This window comes from Pseudomonas sp. HY2-MNA-CIBAN-0224 (assembly GCF_040310285.1).
Classification (GTDB): domain Bacteria; phylum Pseudomonadota; class Gammaproteobacteria; order Pseudomonadales; family Pseudomonadaceae; genus Aquipseudomonas; species Aquipseudomonas helleri.
In genome coordinates this window covers 1-18,542 of sequence record NZ_JBEOPQ010000027.1, presented here as the reverse complement: position 1 = coordinate 18,542, position 18,542 = coordinate 1, and the positions used below count along the sequence as shown (strand labels likewise).

Here is an 18,542-nt window from a genome sequence, read left to right as displayed (position 1 = left end):
CATCGCAGCCTCGTACCTCGTCAGCGGCTACACATGGTCATATCCGCTATTTAATACCCCGGCAACACCGGCACCGGGCGTTTGGCATCGTCGATGGCAACAAAACTGAACAAACCCTGAATCGCCAGTTCACGACCATCACTGCTCATGCTCTCGACATACACTTCAACTTCAACCTTGAGGCTGGTATTGCCCACTTTCACGACACGACCAATCAACTCAACAATCGAACCCGCCGCGATCGGGTGGTTGAAGTCGATACGGTCAGTCGAAACGGTCACTAACGGCAAACGGCAGAAACGAGTCGCGGCGATAAACGACACTTCGTCCATCCAGGCCAGCGCTGTGCCGCCAAACAAGGTGTTGTGGTGATTGGTGGTCGAAGGGAATACCGCTTTGGTAATGCTGGTGACGGATAAATCTGTACGACGTTGGATCTCTTGCTCGCGCGAAGTCATGCTTTTTACTACCCACAACTGGACAAAGGTCTGACAAATTTCAGGCAACAAAAAAGCAGCCCGAAGGCTGCTTTTTTCTGCATCGGGAAGCTGGACTTAAGCCAGTTTTTCCTTGATGCGAGCTGCTTTACCGGACAGGTCACGCAGGTAGTACAGCTTGGCTTTACGAACGTCACCGCGACGCTTCACAGCCATGCTGTCGATTTGCGGGCTGTAGGTCTGGAAAGTACGCTCTACGCCAACACCGTTGGAGATTTTACGAACAGTGAAAGCACTGTTCACGCCACGGTTACGCTTGGCAATCACTACACCTTCGAAAGCTTGCAGACGCGAACGGTCGCCTTCCTTCACTTTCACCTGAACGACAATAGTGTCGCCCGGGGCAAAGGTAGGGATCTCTTTGGTCATCTGCTCTGCTTCGAGTGCAAGGATGATTTTGTTAGTCATGCTGTGCTCCTAAGGTAGATCGTCTGGATCTACCATCGATACGTTGTTAACTATCGTCCCGCTCGCGGATATATTCCTCAAGCAGCTTCTTCTCTTCTCCAGAAAGCGAGCGGCTTTCCAGAAGATCGGCGCGTCGTTCAAAGGTCCGCCCAAGGGACTGCTGTAAACGCCAACGCCGGATGTGTGCATGATTGCCACTTAGCAATACGTCGGGAACACGCTGATCCGCATACACCTCCGGTCGGGTGTAGTGCGGGCAATCCAGCAGACCGTCCGTGAAGGAATCTTCCTCCGCGGAGTCCACATGCCCTAAAGCTCCGGGCAGCAGTCGTGTAACCGCATCAATCAGAACCATCGCCGGCAGCTCGCCACCGGAAAGTACATAGTCACCAATCGACCACTCTTCATCGACATAAGCGTCTATAAAACGCTCGTCAATGCCTTCATAACGACCTGCAATGAGGATTAATGCTTCCTCATTCGCCAGTTCGCGTACCGCCGACTGATTAAGCTGGCGGCCTTGGGGCGACAGGTAAATTACCTTCGCCGCCTCTCCGGCTGCTTCTCTGGCCTGAACCAGCGCATCTTCCAGAGGCTTGATCTTCATCACCATGCCCGGACCACCGCCAAATGGGCGATCGTCCACAGTGTGATGCCGGTCCGTTGTGTAGTCCCGCGGATTCCAACAGGTGAGCTGCAAGAGCCCTTGTTTCACCGCGCGACTGGTGATGCCATAGTCGCTGATGGCGGAAAACATTTCGGGAAACAAACTGATCACTTCTACGCGTAATTTAGCCACGCTTAGAAGTCCGCATCCCAATCCACCTTCATCTCGCCGGCTACCAGGTCGACGTTCAACACGCATTGCTCTGTATAGGGCAACAAGCGATCACGGTCATCCAGGCTACCTGGGCAAGGCTTGACGTACATCACATCGTTAGAGCCAGTCTCTAGCAGGTGATCGATTTTGCCGAGCAATTGCCCTTCTGTATCGATGACCTTGAGGCCTTCAAGCTCGTACCAGTAGTACTCGCCGTCGGTCAGTTCAGGGAACAGGCTGCGTGGCACGCAGATTTCGAATTCGCGAAGAAGACCTGCTTCATCACGGTCATCGAGACCCTTGATCTTCACAACCAGAAACTTGCCGTTCTGGGAACGACCACTGACCAGCTCTACCTGCCGCACATCATTACCACGCCGAAGAGTGACTTTTTTGTAATCGAGCAGGTTGTCAATTGGATCCGTAAAGGAATACACCTTCACTTCGCCGCGTACGCCATGAATCGAAAAAATCTTGCCGATAACGATCAAATCATCAGCAGTTTCAGGCGTCACGCTCATATTGCTCAGGCCGCAGCCTTAGCATTGACCTTCACAAGCTGAGCTACACGCTCAGACATTTGTGCACCAACGCCCAACCAGTAAGCGAGACGGTCTTCTTTAACGGAGAAACGAACTTCCTGACCACGGGCAACCGGGTTGAAGAAGCCAATTTGTTCCTTGTGGGAACCGTCACGTGGGTTACGGCTGTCGGTAACGGTCAAGTGGTAAAACGGGCGCTTTTTGGAGCCGCCAAGGGCAAGACGGATTGTTAGCATGTGAACATCGTTCCTGTAGTCGGTGCTGCAAATCTAAATGCACAGCGGGCATAGGTGCCCGAAAGGCCGCATATTCTAAGGAATATCCGGACTTTTGCAAATGTCTTTTTCAGGCGCCTATGGGCCTGCGATGTAGATTTGCCATAAGGCCGCCACGAATGGCGACAGGTCAGCTCCCGCACAACGCGGGTTTGCCGGGTGTCTCGCAAGGTTGCGAGTTACCCGCACGCACGCGTGCGGGCGGGTAATTTACATTTTTGGCATGCCGCCGCCGGGCAACATCGAGCCCATGCCGCGCATCATTTTGGCCATTCCGCCTTTGGCAGAGAATTTTTTCATCATCTTTTGCATCTGCTTGTGCTGCTTGATCAAGCGGCCGATGTCCTGCACCTGAGTGCCGGAACCCATGGCAATACGACGTTTGCGCGAACCGCTGATCAGGTCAGGGTCACGACGCTCGGCCGGCGTCATGGAGTTGATGATGGCTTCCATTTGCTTGAACTGCTTTTCAGCAGCGCCCTGGGCATTGCCCATTTGCGCCAGATTGACACCGCCCATGTTCGGCAGTTTGTCCATGAGGCCGCCAAGGCCGCCCATGTTCTTCATCTGTTGCAGTTGGTCGCGGAAGTCTTCGAGGTCGAAGCCTTTACCTTTTTTAAGCTTTTTAGCCAGTTTGTCGGCTTTGTCTTTATCGAGCGTCTGTTCAGCTTGCTCGATCAGGCTGAGCACGTCGCCCATGCCCAGAATGCGCGAGGCGATACGGTCCGGGTGGAACGGCTCGAGCGCGTCGCTCTTCTCGCCCATACCAATGAACTTGATCGGCTTGCCGGTAATCGAGCGCACGGACAACGCCGCACCGCCACGGGCATCACCGTCGACTTTGGTCAGGATCACACCGGTCAGCGGCAGCGCATCACCAAAGGCCTTGGCAGTGTTGGCCGCGTCCTGGCCGGTCATGGCGTCGACCACGAACAGGGTTTCGACCGGTTTGACCGCCGCGTGCAGCTCCTGAATCTCGGCCATCATCTCGGCGTCGATGTGCAGACGACCGGCGGTGTCGACGATCACGACATCGATGAATTTGAGCTTGGCTTCATTAATAGCCGCTTGCGCGATGGCCACTGGCTTCTGGCTGATATCGGACGGGAAGAACGTAACGCCCACTTCGCCCGCCAGGGTTTCCAGCTGTTTAATGGCCGCCGGACGGTAGACGTCGGCCGACACCACCATCACGGTTTTCTTTTTGCGCTCTTTAAGGAAGCGCGCCAGCTTGCCGGCGGTGGTGGTTTTACCCGCACCCTGCAAACCGGCCATCAGAACCACGGCAGGCGGCGCAACATTGAGGAGCAGGTCCTCGTTGGCAGCGCCCATCAGGCTTTCGAGTTCGGCCTGGACGATTTTTACAAACGCCTGACCCGGCGTCAGGCTGCGCGACACTTCGGTGCCGACCGCGCGCTCTTTGACCGAGTTGACGAAGTCTTTGACCACTGGCAAAGCCACGTCGGCTTCCAGCAACGCCATGCGCACTTCACGCAGGGTGTCTTTAATATTGTCTTCGGTCAGCTTGGCCTTGCCGGTGACATGGCGCAGCGTCTGCGAGAGACGATCGGTTAAATTTTCAAACATGCGCGATCCTTTCAGGCCCAAAGTAGACCGGGGTAATTGCGGCCCAGCCCGTGTAAAACTGATGCTCGGCGAGCCTGCGGCGTGGGCAGGTCGCGGATTATAGCGAAGACTGGCCGCCGCGCACACCTTGGCGTCGCGTATGTGGTCTTTCGTGTACGGCCGGTTGTATGCCAAACTCAGCCCTTTCGGGCTTGCCTAACAGGATTTATGCTCCCCTTGTCACCCAGCTTGCTACCCAGCCTCGCCGCCGCCTGCTTATATGCCGCTGCGACCTTTTATCAAGGCAAATGCCTGCGCCAGGGCGCCAAGGCCAATAAACGCCTGTTGGTAACGCTCGGCATTCTTGCCGTCATCGCCCACGCCGCTAGCCTGTTTACCCATTTGCTGACACCGGCAGGCCTTGAGCTGGACTTTTTCAGCGCCGCGAGCCTGATTGCCGTGGCGGTGATCATCGTGACGCTGGTGGCCTGCGCCCGCATCCCGGTCGAGAACCTGCTGCTACTGCTGTATCCGTTGGGGATATTCACTGTACTGATGTCGCAGTTCGCCCCCGCCGGCACTGTTCAGGTGGTCGATGAAGAGCCGGGGATCCTGCTGCACATCCTGCTGTCGATTCTGGCGTACGGCATGTTCACGATTGCCGTGTTCCAGGCTTTGCTGCTGTCCTTGCAGAATTACCAGCTCAAGCACAAGCACCCCAAGGGCCTGATCAAGAACTTCCCGCCGCTGCAAACCATGGAAAGCCTGCTGTTTGGCTTCCTGTGGGCGGGCTGGTCGCTACTGTCACTGTCGCTGATTTCTGGCTGGGTGTTCCTGGGCAACCTGTTTGCCCAGCATCTGGTGCACAAGACCCTGCTCGCTTGCCTGGCCTGGATTGTCTTTAGCGTGCTGCTGTGGGGGCGTAACCGCCTCGGCTGGCGCGGGCACAAAGCCATCCGCTGGACGCTTGCCGGTTTCTGCCTGTTAATGCTGGCCTACTTTGGCAGCAAACTGGTCCGTGAATACATTCTGCATATCTGACGGCGATGAATATGGATAGCTTGCCCCACGGTCCAGTGCTTGCAGTGTTGGCCCTGCTGTTTCTCGGCTTAGGCTTCTTTATTGGCAAAACGTCGCGCAAGGTGGGCGCCAAGGCGCACCGCGACGCGCCGCAGCAGTCGCCCAGCGAAGTCCCGACCCGTGATGCCGAGCCCTCCAGCAGCCGTCCCGGCCTGCTGTCGGGCATTCAGGCGCTGGACAACATCACCGTCAACGACATCCTGATCCCGCGCAGCGAAGTCGAAGGACTGAACCTCGATGACCCGATCGAAGACCTGATCGAGCAACTTCGCCTGACCAAACGCACGCGCCTGCCGGTGTTTCATAACGACATCAATCAGGTCGAAGCCATCCTCAATACCCGGCACATCCAGCACATGCTGCCCGATGCCAGCCTGACCAAAGAAGCCTTGCTGGCGGTCTGCCACGAACCCTACTTCGTTCCCGAAAGCACCCCGCTACAACTGCAACTGCTCAATTTTCATAAACAGCAACGCCGCATCGGCGTGGTGGTCGATGAATACGGCGAAGTGCTCGGCATTGTCACGCTGGAAGATATTCTCGAAGAGATCGTCGGCGAATTCGAAAACGAGCAAGACCTCGACAACCCGCATATTGAGCCGCTGCCTGATGGCCGCTATGTAGTCGATGGCGCCGCCAGCCTGCGCGAATTGAACAAAAGCCTGGGCTGGCACCTGCCCAGCGACGGCCCGAAAACCCTCAACGGTCTGGTCACTGAAGCGCTGGAGACCATCCCCGAAAGTACTGTGTGCTTGAAGATCGGCCACTACCGCCTCGAAATCCTCGCCACCGAAGATAACCGCGTCAGCCGTGTGCTGATCTGGCACGACAGCGTCAAGCTCGCGGCCTGATCGCCATGTAAGGCCTTGTTACATTCGATTTGGCCTCCCTATAATCAAAGCGCTTATCCAAGCCCCGCCGACACGCGTGCTACCCGCACCCTGCGCTGTCAGCGGGTGGCTGCACGTTCGATCAGCGCTTGTTCCCATCCCGAACCGCGTTTACACCCAGCCTCAGGGCTTAACGACCATAACAATTGCTCCGGCATATCCAGCTTTCAGGGCGGATAGCGACCACGAGCTCATAACTGTCAGGGATATGCGCATGACCTCCAGCACCACTTACAGCGAAGCCTCGTCTGATAAACCGGCCAATTCCGCGACCCGCGTTGCCACGGCCAGCTTTATTGGCACGGCCATCGAGTTCTATGACTTTTATGTCTATGCCACGGCGGCAGCATTGGTCATTGGCCCGGTATTTTTCCCGCAAACATCCGGCACCGCACAAATGCTGTCGGCGTTTCTGACCTTTGGTATCGCCTTTCTCGCACGCCCGCTGGGTTCATTCCTGTTTGGCCACTTTGGTGACCGGGTCGGGCGTAAATCCACGCTGGTGGCGTCCCTGCTGCTGATGGGCGTGTGTACCACTTTGATCGGCGTGTTGCCGGGCTACGCCACCATTGGCGCCTGGGCCCCGATCCTGCTGTGCGTACTGCGCTTCGGGCAAGGCCTGGGGTTAGGCGGGGAATGGGGCGGCGCGGCCTTGCTGGCCACCGAAAACGCGCCAAAAGGCAAGCGCGCCTGGTTCGGCATGTTCCCGCAATTAGGTCCGTCGATTGGCTTTCTGGCTGCCAACGGCCTGTTCCTGATACTGGCCATGTCCCTCAGCGACGAACAGTTCCGCTCGTGGGGCTGGCGCATTCCGTTCCTGTTGAGCGCCGCGCTGGTGATGGTCGGCCTGTATGTGCGCCTGAAGCTGGAAGAAACCCCGGTGTTCGCCAAAGCCGTGGCGCAACACGAACGGGTAAAAATGCCGATCGTCGAGCTCTTTGCGCAATATTGGGCACCGATGCTGCTGGGCGCCGCCTCGATGGTGGTGTGTTATGCGCTGTTTTACATCTCCACGGTGTTTTCGCTGAGTTATGGCGTAGCAACCCTGGGCTACACCCGCGAAACCTTCCTGGGCCTGCTGTGCTTTGCCGTGCTGTTTATGGCCGCGGCAACACCGCTGTCGGCCTGGGCCAGCGATCGTTACGGGCGCAAGCCGGTGCTGGTGGTCGGTGGCGTGCTGGCGATTCTGTCCGGCTTTTTGATGGAACCGCTGCTCACCCACGGCACCACGTGGGGCGTGGCGCTGTTCTTGTGCATTGAGCTGTTTTTGATGGGCGTGACCTTCGCCCCCATGGGCGCCCTGCTGCCTGAACTGTTCCCGACCCGCGTGCGTTACACCGGCGCGTCGGCAGCCTATAACCTGGGCGGGATTGTCGGCGCATCGGCCGCACCGTTCTTCGCCCAGAAGCTGGTGGCGATGGGCGGTTTGAGCTGGGTGGGCGGGTATGTCTCGGGCGCAGCGGTGCTCAGCTTGATCGCTGTGCTGTGCCTGAAGGAAACCAGAGAAGCGGACCTGAACAAGGTCGCATAACGACTGTAGGAGCGAGCTTGCCTCGCGATCTTTTAAAGCTCAAAAGATCGCGAGACAAGCTCGCTCCTACAGGTCGGGTTACAGCTCTACAACAACCGCTTGGGCGGCGCGGGTGGCTTTGGCGCGGGCCGCTTCAATCGACTCGTCACGGGCCAGGGCAACGCCCATGCGGCGCTGACCATTGACTTCTGGCTTGCCAAACAAGCGCAGCGCGGTGTCCGGCTCGCTCAGGGCGGCGCCGAGGTTGGCGAATGCGGTCTGGGTCGACTGACCTTCTACCAGAATCACGGCCGAAGCCGATGGGCCGAACTGACGGATCAACGGGATCGGCAAGCCCAGAATGGCGCGGGCGTGCAGTGCAAACTGTGACAAGTCTTGCGAGATCAGGGTCACCAGACCGGTGTCATGGGGGCGCGGCGACACTTCGCTGAACCACACCTGATCGCCTTTGATAAACAGCTCAACGCCAAACAGGCCACGACCGCCCAGCGCTTCAGTCACCGCTTTGGCAACGCGCTCGGACTCAGCCAGAGCGATCGGGCTCATGGCCTGTGGCTGCCAGGATTCCTGATAATCGCCCTTCTCTTGACGATGGCCGACCGGCGCACAGAAAGTTGTGCCGCCTACGTGGCGCACGGTGAGCAAGGTGATTTCGTAATCGAAGTCGATAAAGCCTTCGATGATGACCCGGCCTTTGCCCGCACGACCGCCTTCTTGGGCGTAGTCCCAAGCCTTTTGCACGTCGTCAGCGCTGCGCAGCAGGCTCTGGCCTTTGCCGGACGAGCTCATCACCGGCTTAACCACGCATGGGAAGCCCAGGTCCTCGACCGCTTTGCTGTAGTCCTCGAAGGTGTCAGCGAAGTGATACGGCGAGGTTGGCAAGTCCAGCTCTTCAGCGGCCAAGCGGCGGATGCCTTCGCGGTTCATGGTCAGCGACGTGGCACGCGCGGTCGGGATGACGGTGAAGCCTTCGGCTTCCAGCTCGACCAGCGTCGCAGTGGCGATGGCTTCGATTTCCGGAACGATGAAGTGCGGCTTTTCCAGCTCGATGACGGCACGCAGCGCAGCGCCGTCGAGCATGTTGATCACGTGGCTGCGGTGCGCAACCTGCATGGCCGGGGCATTGGCATAGCGATCAACGGCGATCACTTCAACGCCCAAGCGCTGCAATTCGATGACGACTTCTTTACCCAGCTCGCCGCAGCCACACAGCAATACGCGGGTCGCGGTCGGCGACAGTGGAGTTCCGATACGGGTCATTTCAGGTCCTCAAGGAAGCAAATCATCGAAGGCGCGTGTAACGCTCGCGCCTGCCGGGAAGAAAGGCCAGCATTTTACATGATCCAGCGTGTCAGGCTTTAGCTTGGTTGGCTTTGCGCAACCGCCAGGCCATGGCCAGCCAGACACAGGTCACACCGGCAAATTTTGAAGCCATCGCGGTGATGATCACGCCAGGGGTAAAGGCGTCGATCATGCCGAAGAAGATAAAGGTATCAATCGGGATGCTCAGCGCCGAGCTGATCCACAGACGGTCATGCAACGGCCGCTTGGTGATGCTGAACACCAGCCAGTCTATGCATTCGGACACCGCAAAGGCGGTGGCACTGGCCAGGGCAATCGAGGGATCGGAGGTGATATAGGACAACACCAGCGCGACCAGCATGGCTATCAACGCGCCATGACCGAAGCGCGTTTGCACCATGTCGCGCAGCACAAAGACCAAGCCACCCCAGGCTGACCAGATGATGTCCAGGTGCGGCGCCGAGGAGAACGCGTAGTTGATCAGCACAACGCTGGCGATGTAAGCGATTAGAAACAGCATGGTTGCGGGTGACACCTCAAATTAAGGCGCACAGGGTACTTGAGTCATGCCCTTTTTTGTAGCCGCTGCCGCAGGCTGCGATGGGTTGCGCAGCAGCCCCAGGATTTTGAAGCCCCTTCGGGCCTTATCGCAGCCTGCGGCAGCGGCTACAAAGCAATTACTGACCGCCCAACACCCACATCACGCCGCTGGATTTGGCCCGCTCATGACACAAGGCCAGCACTTCGCGGCGCTCGGGGTTGGTCATGCGGCTCCAACGGGTGATTTCGGCCACGGTGCGCTGGCAGCCGGTGCAGATGTCATCGTCGTCCAGTGCGCAAATGCTCACGCACGGCGAGGCGACCGGACGCTCGGCATCACTCATCGTCTTGCACCGCCAGGTCGCGGGCATAGCGCTGGCCGTTTTTCACATAGCTGGCCGCGCTGGCTTCGAGCATTTTTTTCTGTTCTTCGGTCAGCTCACGCACCACTTTGCCCGGCGAGCCCATGACCAGCGAACCATCCGGGATCTCCTTGCCCTCACCGATCAGCGAATTGGCGCCGATGATGCAATGTTTGCCGATTTTGGCGCCGTTGAGGATGACCGCATTAATGCCGATCAAGCTGTAATCGCCCACGGTGCAGCCATGCAACATGGCGTTATGGCCAATGGTCACGCCAGTGCCCAAGGTCAGCGGGTAGCCCATGTCGGTGTGCATCACAGCGCCGTCCTGCACGTTGCTGTGCTTGCCAATCAGGATGAGTTCGTTATCGCCGCGCAACACAGCGTTAAACCAGACACTGGCGCCCTCTTCCAGACGGACCTTGCCGATCAGGGTGGCATTGGGGGCCGCCCAACTGTCGGGATGTGTGTCGACACGGGAATCGCCCAAGCGATATTTCATACTGATGTCCTCAAGGCAGGCGTGGCTGTCTGCAGACAGCTCTATACATTGATAAAACGTTCAGGCGGGGTGTGCAGGCTGATGTTGACGTCGTCGTACAGCAGGTTCATCAACTCAACGATCATGATCGCCGACAGGCCCCAGATCTTGTAAACACCAAAACGGTAACTGGGCACATACCAACTGCGCCCCTGGTAATCGATACGGTGGGTGTGCTCGCGCGGGTCCTGGCGGAAGAAATCCAGCGGCACGCTGAACACCGCCGCGATTTCGGCATCGTTAGCCAGATACTCGACGTAATCCGGGACCAGCCCCACATAAGGCGTGACACGGATACCGTGCAATGAGACCAAAGGGCTGAGAGGCCCGACGACCTCGACCAGCCCCGGCGGCAAACCGATTTCTTCTTCGGCTTCACGCAGGGCAGTAAACACCAGGTCCGGGTCTTCGGGGTCGCGGCGCCCACCCGGAAAAGCCACTTCACCGCCGTGAGTCGACAACCCGCTGGCACGCAGGGTCAATATCAGCTCAGGCTTGTCACTGCGCGTCACCGGCAACAGTACCGCGGCCTCCGGAAAGCTGCGGTCTGTTTCCAGCGTACGTGGGGTGTAGCGACTCATACGGCTAAGTAGCTCATCCAGCATAGGTCATCTCGATCCGTCACTTATCGGGCATCATGCACCAAATTGTCCAAGGCACCCAAGCCCCAGACTGTCGCAGGGCACAAAGTGGGGCTTGCCGTAAATTCGTCTCAGCCCCAAGATAGGCGCCACAGCGCGAGAGCACAGCATGAAATTTTGCAGTCAGTGCGGCAACTCTGTCAGCCAACATATCCCGCAGGGCGATTCGCGCCTGCGTTATGTCTGCGACCACTGCCACACGATTCATTACCAGAACCCGAATATTGTCGCCGGCTGCCTGCCCACCTGGGGCACGCAAGTGCTGCTGTGCCGTCGCGCCATCGAACCGCGCAAAGGCTTCTGGACACTGCCCGCAGGCTTTATGGAAAACGGTGAAACAGTCGAACAGGCGGCCCGCCGCGAAACCCTCGAAGAAGCGTGCGCCCAGGTTCAGCAGTTGGCGATCTACACGCTGATTGATGTACCCCACATTAATCAGGTGCATATTTTCTACCGCGCCCAATTGCAAAGCCCCGACTTTGCCGCCGGTGAAGAAAGCCTCGAAGTGCGGCTGTTTGATGAGGCCGATATCCCTTGGTCCGAGTTAGCTTTTCGCACTGTGAGCCGTACCCTAGAATGCTTTTTTTCTGATCGCCCGACACAGGCCTACCCTGTGCGCAGCGAGGCGGTGCCGCCGCTGCCAGAGTTGATAACACCCCCACAATAATGATGTTCGCCTTGTACCTCAGGAATACCTCCCTAATGCGCTGGTTGCTTGCTGCACTTTGCCTGTCGTTTGCCGTTACTTGCCAAGCCGCTGTAGTCATGACTATCAACGGTAAGCCTGTCGACAAAGAACAGGTGCTTAAACCACCCCAAGCGTCACAACGGACCAGTGCCAGCAAAACGGTCGACAAGATCCTGGTGATCAAGTCTGCGCGCAGGCTCGAGCTGATCAGCGATGGAAAAGTGATCAGAAGCTATCGCATCTCGTTGGGCAAACAGCCTAAAGGGCCAAAATTACAGGAAGGCGACAAGCGCACCCCCGAAGGGCTGTACTGGGTGGATTGGCGCAAGCGCAGCGACAAGTTCAACCTGGCCATGCACATCAACTACCCCAACATCACCGATGCCGCCAAGGCTCGGCGTGAAGGGGTGAATCCGGGTTCGATGATCATGATTCACGGCACGCCAGACTCGGAAGACAACCCCGAAGAGCTGTTCCACACGCTGGACTGGACCGATGGCTGCATCGCCATGAAGAACTACGAAATGCGCGAAGTCTGGAACATGGTCAAAGACGGCACGATGGTTGAGATACGCCCTTAACCTGCAAAAACGCCGCGCACTAAAAAGCCCGCTGCCCCCATAAGGGCCAGCGGGCTTTTTACTGCAGCGCCGGATTAGATATCAGCCAGACGCCACACCTCGTATGCAGGCGTTTCATACGGGTGGCTGTGCTTGAGCGCAGCCACCACGGCTTGAATCAACTCATCTGCCACGACCAGCTCAACTTTCCATTCGCCGACATACTCGACCTGACCGGTTTGCCCGATAAACGGCTGACTGCCGTCCAGCGCTCGAAACTGGCCCTGCCCCATGGTCTGCCAGGCGCAGTGGTCATAGCTGCCGATGCGACCACCACCGGCGGCGAACACAGCATCCTTGACCACATCAACATGGCTTGGCGGAACGAAAAAGCTGAGCTTGTACATAAGCGAACACTCTGTTGAACATGCCTGGAAACCTGTGGGAGCCTGGCTTGCCAGCGATGTAGTCAACACGGTTTCTGTTAAACCGCGTCGATGCCATCGCGAGCAAGCCCGCTCCCACAAGGGATATGCGTCTAGCGGGCATTGAACTTCAAAATGCCTTAATCGACCCAGACGCGAGCGTTACGGAACATGCGCAACCATGGCGCATCTTCGTTCCACTCTTCAGGACGCCACGAGTTCTGTACGGCGCGGAACACACGCTCAGGGTGCGGCATCATGATCGTCACACGGCCATCACGGCTGGTGAGGCCGGTAATACCGCGCGGCGAGCCGTTCGGGTTGGCTGGGTAGTTTTCAGTGACTTTGCCGTGGTTGTCGACGAAACGCAGGGCAACGGTGCCCGACAGATCGGCTTGCAACAGCGCTTCAGGGCTGGCGAACTCCGCGTGGCCTTCACCGTGAGCGATGGCGATTGGCATGCGCGAACCGGCCATGCCCTGCAGGAAGATCGAGTTCGACTCTTGCACTTGAACCATGGCAACACGGGCTTCGAACTGCTCGGAGCGGTTACGCACGAAGTGCGGCCACAACTCGCTGCCCGGAATCAGTTCGCTGAGGTTGGACATCATCTGGCAACCGTTGCACACACCCAGGCTGAAGCTGTCGGTACGCTCGAAGAAGCCCTGGAAAGCATCACGTGCGCGGGCGTTGAACAAGGCTGACTTGGCCCAGCCTTCACCGGCACCCAGTACGTCGCCGTAAGAGAAACCACCGCACGCTACCAGACCCTTGAACTCGTTCAGGTCGACACGGCCGGCCAGAATGTCGCTCATGTGCACGTCGATCGCGTTGAAACCGGCACGGTCAAACGCCGCTGCCATTTCAACCTGACCGTTAACGCCCTGCTCACGCAGAACGGCAACTTGTGGGCGAATGCCTTTTTTGATGTACGGCGCGCTGATGTTGGCGTTGACGTCAAAGCTCAACTGAGCGGTCAGGCCCGGGTTGTCTTCTTCCAGCAGCACGTCGAATTCTTGCTGTGCGCAGTCTGCGTTGTCACGCATACGCTGGATCTGGAAGCTGGTTTCAGCCCACTGGCGCTGCAACTCGCCGCGCTGGCCAACAAACACTTTGTCACCGTGGAAGCTGATGGTGACTTCGCTGTTGTTCAGCGGCTGACCAATCACGTCCACGCATTCACCCAGACCCGCCGCGCTGAACTGTGCGAGCACGTCAGCGGTAGCGTCCTGGCGAACCTGGATCACGGCACCCAGCTCTTCGTTGAACAGCACGGCCGGCAATTGACCAACGCTGTCGGCCAGGCAATCGAGGATCAGGTTCAGACCGCAGTGACCGGCAAACGCCATTTCCATCACAGTGGTCAGCAAACCACCGTCAGAACGGTCGTGGTAAGCCAGCAGGTGGCCATCAGCGTTCAGACCTTGAATTACGGCGAAGAAGGCCTTGAGGTCTTCTGCGTCATCAACGTCCGGGGCCTGCTTACCAAGCTTGCCGTAGGTCTGGGCCAGGATCGAAGCGCCCATACGGTTTTGGCCACGGCCCAGGTCGATCAGGATCAGATCGGTCAGGCCTTTGTCCATGCGCAGTTCTGGGGTCAGGGTGCGGCGAACATCGAGCACCGGGGCGAAACCGGTGACGATCAGCGACAGCGGCGAGGTCACGCTCTTGTCGGTGCCTTCATCGTTCCAGCGGGTTTGCATCGACATCGAGTCTTTGCCCACCGGAATGGTGATGCCCAGCTCAGGGCACAGCTCCATGCCGACCGCTTTTACGGTGTCGTACAGACGCGCGTCTTCACCTGGGTGGCCAGCCGCCGACATCCAGTTAGCAGACAGTTTGATGTCAGAGATTTTGCCAATTCGCGAGGCCGCGATGTTGGTCAGGGTTTCACCGATGGCCATGCGGCCCGATGCCGGAGCATCCAGCAGTGCCAGCGGAGTCCGCTCGCCCATGGCCATGGCTTCACCGGTGTACACGTCAAAGCTGGTCGCTGTAACGGCAACGTCTGCCACCGGTACCTGCCACGGGCCGACCATTTGATCACGGGCAACCAGGCCGGTGATGGTACGGTCGCCGATGGTGATCAGGAAGCTCTTGCTGGCGACTGCCGGGTGGTGCAGAACGCGCTCGATGCACTCGCCCACGTTCAGCGCTGCAGGATCGAAGTCATCGCCCAGCTCGGCTTCACGCACCACCGAACGGTGCATGCGTGGCGCCTTGCCCAGCAACACTTCCAGTGGCATGTCCACCGGGCTGTTGCCGAAATGGCTGTCGGTGACGGTCAGTTGTGGTTCGGCAGTTGCCTCGCCCACCACGGCAAACGGGCAACGCTCACGCTCGCAGATGGCCTGGAAGCGCTCGAAGTCTTCAGCGCTGACTGCCAGAACGTAACGCTCCTGGGATTCGTTACTCCAGATTTCGTGCGGGGCCATGCCCGGCTCGTCGTTTGGAATGTTGCGCAGTTCGAAACGGCCACCACGGTCACCGTCGTTGACCAGCTCAGGGAAGGCGTTGGACAAACCGCCCGCACCCACGTCGTGGATGAAGCTGATCGGGTTTTTGTCACCCAGTTGCCAGCAACGGTCGATCACTTCCTGGCAGCGGCGTTCCATTTCCGGGTTTTCGCGCTGTACCGAAGCGAAATCCAGGTCGGCCGAGCTTGCGCCAGTAGCCATAGACGAGGCAGCACCGCCGCCCAGGCCGATCAACATGGCCGGGCCACCCAGCACGATCAGCTTGGCGCCAACGGTGATTTCGGCTTTTTGTACGTGTTCGGCGCGGATGTTGCCCATACCGCCCGCCAACATGATCGGCTTGTGGTAACCGCGCACTTCATCACCGTGCGGGGTGGTGATGGACTGCTCGAAGGTACGGAAGTAACCGGTCAGGGCCGGACGGCCGAACTCGTTGTTGAACGCCGCGCCACCCAGCGGGCCTTCAATCATGATGTCCAGCGCCGTTACGATGCGCTCTGGCTTGCCATACGGCACTTCCCACGGCTGGGTAAAGCCCGGGATTTGCAGGTTGGACACAGTAAAGCCGGTCAGGCCTGCCTTTGGCTTGGCGCCACGGCCGGTTGCACCTTCGTCACGAATTTCGCCACCGGAACCGGTCGCTGCACCCGGGAACGGGGCAATGGCGGTTGGGTGGTTGTGCGTTTCAACCTTCATCAGGATGTGCACAGGCTCCTGCACCGCGCCGTACTGGCGGGTTTCAGGGTTCGGGAAGAAACGCCCGCCAACGCTACCGACGATCACCGATGCGTTGTCTTTATAAGCCGACAGAACGCCTTCGTTGTGCATCACGTAGGTGTTTTTGATCATGCCAAACAGGCTTTTTTCCTGGCTTTGGCCGTCGATGTCCCAGCTGGCGTTGAAGATCTTGTGGCGGCAATGCTCGGAGTTCGCCTGGGCAAACATCATCAGTTCGATGTCGTGCGGGTTGCGGCCCAGACCATTGAACGCATTGACCAGGTAATCGATTTCGTCTTCAGCCAGCGCCAGGCCCAACTCAACGTTGGCTTTTTCCAGCGCGGCGCGACCGCCACCCAGCACATCAATAGCCGTCAGCGGCTTTGGCTCGGCATGGCTGAACAGACCGGCGGCCTGCTCCAGGTCGCCCAGTACGATTTGGGTCATGCGGTCATGCAGAACCGATGCAATCAGCTCGGCATCGGCGTCGCTGAACTGGCCGGCCACATAAAAAGCAATACCGCGTTCCAGGCGCTGGATTTTCGCCAGGCCACAGTTACGGGCAATATCGCTGGCCTTGCTCGACCAAGGAGAAATGGTGCCAAACCGCGGCAACACCAAAAACAGTCGGCCATTTGGCTCTTGGACCGGCACGCTTGGGCCGTACTTCAGGAGACGAGCCAGTACCTGCTGTTCATCGCTGGTCAGATCACCGGTGACATCGGCAAAGTGGGCGAACTCAGCATACAAACCACTGACAGCCGGAACCTTGAGGCTCAGTTGTGCAAGGAGTTTGCTGTGGCGAAAGGCAGAAAGGGCAGGAGCGCCGCGCAGGATCAACATCTTCGGGACAGCCTCGGGAGGGGTGTGCTTTGAGGCCCGGCATTCTAGCCTAAAGCTTCGGTCACGGCACCCGAAACGGCACACTAGACGTACGCCAAACGTCGTTAATCGACCAAATCCTTATTCTTTATGGCTATCAGCGTGTAAACAGATGGTCGGTAATGATCTTTAGAGCTCGTTCCAACCCCCATTCCACAGGGGTTGCAGCGTTTTGGGCGGCTGTTATCAGAATGCCCACAGATTGTCGAGATATGGCACCCGTGCAGCTTTGCGTATACTGCGCGCATGTTTTCTCTAACTGCATTCCGCCAGCGTGGGGCCAAGTGGCTGCTCGTAACCGGACTCTTCCTGATGCTCGGTGCCTGCGTTGAAAAACCCAGCACCCTTGAGCGCGTAAAGGAGGATGGGGTACTGCGGGTGATCACCCGTAACAGCCCGGCCACCTATTTTGAAGATCGCAACGGCGAAACCGGCTTTGAATACGAGCTGGTCAAACGCTTTGCCGACGACTTGGGCGTCAAGCTGGAAATCGAAACGGCTGACAACCTCGACGACCTTTTCAACAAGCTGGGCCAACCTGACGGCCCGGTTTTAGCTGCTGCCGGTCTGGTCAGCAGCGATAACCGCCTCGCACAAGCCAAGTTTTCTCACCCGTACCTCGAAGTCACGCCACAGATCATTTACCGCAACGGGCAATCACGCCCTACTACAGCGGCCGATCTGGTCGGCAAGCGCATTACCGTACTCAAGGGCAGTTCCCACGCCGAACAGCTTGCCGAACTTAAGAAGCAATATCCCGGTATCGAATACGACGAGTCCGACGCCGTTGAAGTCGTCGACTTGCTGCGCATGGTCGATGAAGGGCAGATCGACCTGACCCTGGTCGATTCCAACGAAATGGCCATGAACCAGGTGTACTTCCCCAACGTGCGCGTGGCCTTTGATTTGGGCGATGCCCGCAGTCAGCGCTGGGCCGTGGTCGCAGGCGAAGACAACAGCCTGCTCAACGAGATCAACACTTACCTGGACAAGGTCGAGAAAAACGGCACCCTGCAGCGCCTTAAAGACCGCTACTACGGGCACGTTGATGTATTGGGCTATGTGGGCGCTTACACCTTTGCCCAGCACTTGCAACAACGCTTGCCCAAGTACGAAGTATTCTTCAAGGATGCCGCAAAAAAAGAACAGATTGACTGGCGCCTGCTGGCAGCCATGGGCTATCAGGAATCCTTATGGCAAGCCGCCGTGACCTCTAAAACCGGGGTTCGCGGGCTGATGATGCTGACCCAGAACACCGCGCAGGCCATGGGCGTGTCCAACCGGCTGGACCCCAAGCAAAGCATTATGGGGGGCGCCAAGTACCTGGCTTATATCAAGGACCAACTGGACAGTGATATCGCCGAGCCAGACCGCACCTGGTTTGCACTGGCGGCCTACAACGTGGGCACCGGGCATCTGGATGACGCACGCAAGTTAGCAGCCAAAGAAGGCCTGAACCCGAACAAGTGGCTGGACGTGAAGAAAATCCTGCCTCGCCTGGCGCAGAAGCAGTGGTACAGCAAAACCAAATATGGCTACGCCCGTGGCGGCGAGCCTGTGCACTTCGTGGCCAACATCCGTCGTTACTACGACATCCTCACCTGGGCCACACAGCCACAGCTTGAAGGCGACCAGGTGGCCGACGGCAAACTGCACATCCCCGGCATCGACAAGACCAAGCCCAAAGAAGAACCACAGCTGTAACACACGCTATCGCCCAGACCCAAATCACACTGTAGGAGCGAGCTTGTCTCGCGATCTTTTCAAAGGTCAAAAGATCGCGAGACAAGCTCGCTCC

At 58.2% G+C, this 18,542-nt stretch carries 18 protein-coding genes and 1 pseudogene; 6 read left to right on the top strand and 13 right to left on the bottom strand.

Translation table 11 applies throughout. From position 1 onward, the window contains the following. Positions 1-50: 50 nt before the first annotated feature. From AAEZ03_RS14095 to ffh, 6 genes are all read right to left on the bottom strand, one after another. Positions 51-458, bottom strand: coding sequence for an acyl-CoA thioesterase (locus tag AAEZ03_RS14095; protein WP_048368173.1), 408 nt, complete (start codon positions 456-458; stop codon positions 51-53). A gap of 96 nt (positions 459-554) precedes the next feature. After that, positions 555-905, bottom strand: a complete 351-nt coding sequence (rplS, locus tag AAEZ03_RS14090) for a 50S ribosomal protein L19 (RefSeq protein ID WP_003175895.1) — start codon at positions 903-905, stop codon at positions 555-557. Positions 906-951: 46 nt separating this feature from the next. Next, positions 952-1,704: a tRNA (guanosine(37)-N1)-methyltransferase TrmD gene (trmD, locus tag AAEZ03_RS14085; protein WP_048368174.1), complete on the bottom strand. Its 753-nt coding sequence runs from the start codon at positions 1,702-1,704 to the stop codon at positions 952-954. A gap of 2 nt (positions 1,705-1,706) precedes the next feature. Then, positions 1,707-2,246, bottom strand: coding sequence for a ribosome maturation factor RimM (rimM, locus tag AAEZ03_RS14080; RefSeq protein ID WP_123749689.1), 540 nt, complete (start codon positions 2,244-2,246; stop codon positions 1,707-1,709). 5 nt (positions 2,247-2,251) lie between these two features. Next, entirely contained in the window at positions 2,252-2,503 is a 252-nt protein-coding gene (gene rpsP / locus AAEZ03_RS14075) for a 30S ribosomal protein S16 (RefSeq protein WP_048368177.1), read from the bottom strand. A 249-nt stretch (positions 2,504-2,752) separates the two neighbouring features. Further along, the gene (ffh, locus tag AAEZ03_RS14070; RefSeq protein ID WP_048368178.1) at positions 2,753-4,129 is read right to left on the bottom strand and encodes a signal recognition particle protein; all 1,377 of its coding nucleotides are present in this window, start codon (positions 4,127-4,129) and stop codon (positions 2,753-2,755) included. A gap of 207 nt (positions 4,130-4,336) precedes the next feature. Between ffh and AAEZ03_RS14065 the strand changes: the two genes are divergently transcribed. From AAEZ03_RS14065 to AAEZ03_RS14055, 3 genes and pseudogenes are all read left to right on the top strand, one after another. Then, positions 4,337-5,149, top strand: coding sequence for a cytochrome C assembly family protein (locus AAEZ03_RS14065; protein WP_048368180.1), 813 nt, complete (start codon positions 4,337-4,339; stop codon positions 5,147-5,149). Between the two features lie 185 nt (positions 5,150-5,334). Further along, positions 5,335-6,039 (top strand): annotated as a pseudogene (locus AAEZ03_RS14060) (transporter associated domain-containing protein); the annotation flags it as partial. Positions 6,040-6,292: 253 nt separating this feature from the next. Next, the gene (locus AAEZ03_RS14055; protein ID WP_350579430.1) at positions 6,293-7,609 is read left to right on the top strand and encodes an MFS transporter; all 1,317 of its coding nucleotides are present in this window, start codon (positions 6,293-6,295) and stop codon (positions 7,607-7,609) included. Between the two features lie 78 nt (positions 7,610-7,687). Here the strand turns inward: AAEZ03_RS14055 and purT are convergent, their stop codons facing one another. The 5 genes from purT to AAEZ03_RS14030 all read right to left on the bottom strand — a co-directional run bounded on the left by purT (position 7,688) and on the right by AAEZ03_RS14030 (position 10,959). Next, entirely contained in the window at positions 7,688-8,869 is a 1,182-nt protein-coding gene (gene purT / locus AAEZ03_RS14050) for a formate-dependent phosphoribosylglycinamide formyltransferase (RefSeq protein ID WP_048389720.1), read from the bottom strand. A 91-nt stretch (positions 8,870-8,960) separates the two neighbouring features. Next, positions 8,961-9,431: a 7-cyano-7-deazaguanine/7-aminomethyl-7-deazaguanine transporter gene (locus AAEZ03_RS14045; protein WP_048368183.1), complete on the bottom strand. Its 471-nt coding sequence runs from the start codon at positions 9,429-9,431 to the stop codon at positions 8,961-8,963. A gap of 157 nt (positions 9,432-9,588) precedes the next feature. Next, positions 9,589-9,795, bottom strand: a complete 207-nt coding sequence (locus AAEZ03_RS14040; protein ID WP_153391220.1) for a DUF1289 domain-containing protein — start codon at positions 9,793-9,795, stop codon at positions 9,589-9,591. Then, on the bottom strand, positions 9,788-10,315 hold the full coding sequence (locus AAEZ03_RS14035) for a gamma carbonic anhydrase family protein (RefSeq protein WP_123749686.1): 528 nt from the start codon (positions 10,313-10,315) through the stop codon (positions 9,788-9,790). Before AAEZ03_RS14035 ends, AAEZ03_RS14040 begins: the two co-directional genes overlap by 8 nt. A 41-nt stretch (positions 10,316-10,356) precedes the next feature. Then, positions 10,357-10,959, bottom strand: a complete 603-nt coding sequence (locus tag AAEZ03_RS14030; RefSeq protein ID WP_048368187.1) for a CoA pyrophosphatase — start codon at positions 10,957-10,959, stop codon at positions 10,357-10,359. Positions 10,960-11,104: 145 nt separating this feature from the next. Here AAEZ03_RS14030 and AAEZ03_RS14025 point away from each other — a divergent pair, with 145 nt between their 5' ends. Together AAEZ03_RS14025 and AAEZ03_RS14020 are read left to right on the top strand one after the other, a co-directional pair. Next, entirely contained in the window at positions 11,105-11,662 is a 558-nt protein-coding gene (locus AAEZ03_RS14025; protein ID WP_048368188.1) for an NUDIX hydrolase, read from the top strand. 35 nt (positions 11,663-11,697) lie between these two features. Then, positions 11,698-12,264 (top strand): L,D-transpeptidase family protein, encoded by a 567-nt coding sequence (locus tag AAEZ03_RS14020; protein WP_123749685.1) that lies wholly within the window; start codon positions 11,698-11,700, stop codon positions 12,262-12,264. Between the two features lie 74 nt (positions 12,265-12,338). On the opposite strand, the gene AAEZ03_RS14015 is transcribed toward AAEZ03_RS14020, so the two are convergent. Together AAEZ03_RS14015 and purL are read right to left on the bottom strand one after the other, a co-directional pair. Next, positions 12,339-12,650 (bottom strand): YqfO family protein, encoded by a 312-nt coding sequence (locus AAEZ03_RS14015; protein ID WP_350579424.1) that lies wholly within the window; start codon positions 12,648-12,650, stop codon positions 12,339-12,341. 158 nt (positions 12,651-12,808) lie between these two features. Continuing rightward, the gene (purL, locus tag AAEZ03_RS14010; protein WP_350579421.1) at positions 12,809-16,705 is read right to left on the bottom strand and encodes a phosphoribosylformylglycinamidine synthase; all 3,897 of its coding nucleotides are present in this window, start codon (positions 16,703-16,705) and stop codon (positions 12,809-12,811) included. Positions 16,706-16,990: 285 nt separating this feature from the next. Here purL and mltF point away from each other — a divergent pair, with 285 nt between their 5' ends. After that, positions 16,991-18,448 (top strand): membrane-bound lytic murein transglycosylase MltF, encoded by a 1,458-nt coding sequence (mltF, locus tag AAEZ03_RS14005; RefSeq protein ID WP_048368192.1) that lies wholly within the window; start codon positions 16,991-16,993, stop codon positions 18,446-18,448. The last annotated feature ends 94 nt before the right edge of the window (positions 18,449-18,542 follow it).

Excerpts from the sequence above, each read along its gene's own strand:
- rplS (WP_003175895.1), bottom strand. The coding sequence starts at position 905 with ATGACTAACAAAATCATCCTTGCACTCGAAGCAGAGCAGATGACCAAA.
- AAEZ03_RS14055 (WP_350579430.1), top strand. The coding sequence starts at position 6,293 with ATGACCTCCAGCACCACTTACAGCGAAGCCTCGTCTGATAAACCGGCC.
- AAEZ03_RS14015 (WP_350579424.1), bottom strand. The coding sequence starts at position 12,650 with ATGTACAAGCTCAGCTTTTTCGTTCCGCCAAGCCATGTTGATGTGGTC.
- mltF (WP_048368192.1), top strand. The coding sequence starts at position 16,991 with ATGTTTTCTCTAACTGCATTCCGCCAGCGTGGGGCCAAGTGGCTGCTC.
- ffh (WP_048368178.1), bottom strand. The coding sequence starts at position 4,129 with ATGTTTGAAAATTTAACCGATCGTCTCTCGCAGACGCTGCGCCATGTC.
- AAEZ03_RS14035 (WP_123749686.1), bottom strand. The coding sequence starts at position 10,315 with ATGAAATATCGCTTGGGCGATTCCCGTGTCGACACACATCCCGACAGT.
- AAEZ03_RS14025 (WP_048368188.1), top strand. The coding sequence starts at position 11,105 with ATGAAATTTTGCAGTCAGTGCGGCAACTCTGTCAGCCAACATATCCCG.
- purL (WP_350579421.1), bottom strand. The coding sequence starts at position 16,705 with ATGTTGATCCTGCGCGGCGCTCCTGCCCTTTCTGCCTTTCGCCACAGC.
- AAEZ03_RS14045 (WP_048368183.1), bottom strand. The coding sequence starts at position 9,431 with ATGCTGTTTCTAATCGCTTACATCGCCAGCGTTGTGCTGATCAACTAC.
- AAEZ03_RS14040 (WP_153391220.1), bottom strand. The coding sequence starts at position 9,795 with ATGAGTGATGCCGAGCGTCCGGTCGCCTCGCCGTGCGTGAGCATTTGC.
- purT (WP_048389720.1), bottom strand. The coding sequence starts at position 8,869 with ATGACCCGTATCGGAACTCCACTGTCGCCGACCGCGACCCGCGTATTG.
- AAEZ03_RS14030 (WP_048368187.1), bottom strand. The coding sequence starts at position 10,959 with ATGCTGGATGAGCTACTTAGCCGTATGAGTCGCTACACCCCACGTACG.
- AAEZ03_RS14065 (WP_048368180.1), top strand. The coding sequence starts at position 4,337 with ATGCTCCCCTTGTCACCCAGCTTGCTACCCAGCCTCGCCGCCGCCTGC.
- rpsP (WP_048368177.1), bottom strand. The coding sequence starts at position 2,503 with ATGCTAACAATCCGTCTTGCCCTTGGCGGCTCCAAAAAGCGCCCGTTT.
- AAEZ03_RS14020 (WP_123749685.1), top strand. The coding sequence starts at position 11,698 with ATGCGCTGGTTGCTTGCTGCACTTTGCCTGTCGTTTGCCGTTACTTGC.
- AAEZ03_RS14095 (WP_048368173.1), bottom strand. The coding sequence starts at position 458 with ATGACTTCGCGCGAGCAAGAGATCCAACGTCGTACAGATTTATCCGTC.
- rimM (WP_123749689.1), bottom strand. The coding sequence starts at position 2,246 with ATGAGCGTGACGCCTGAAACTGCTGATGATTTGATCGTTATCGGCAAG.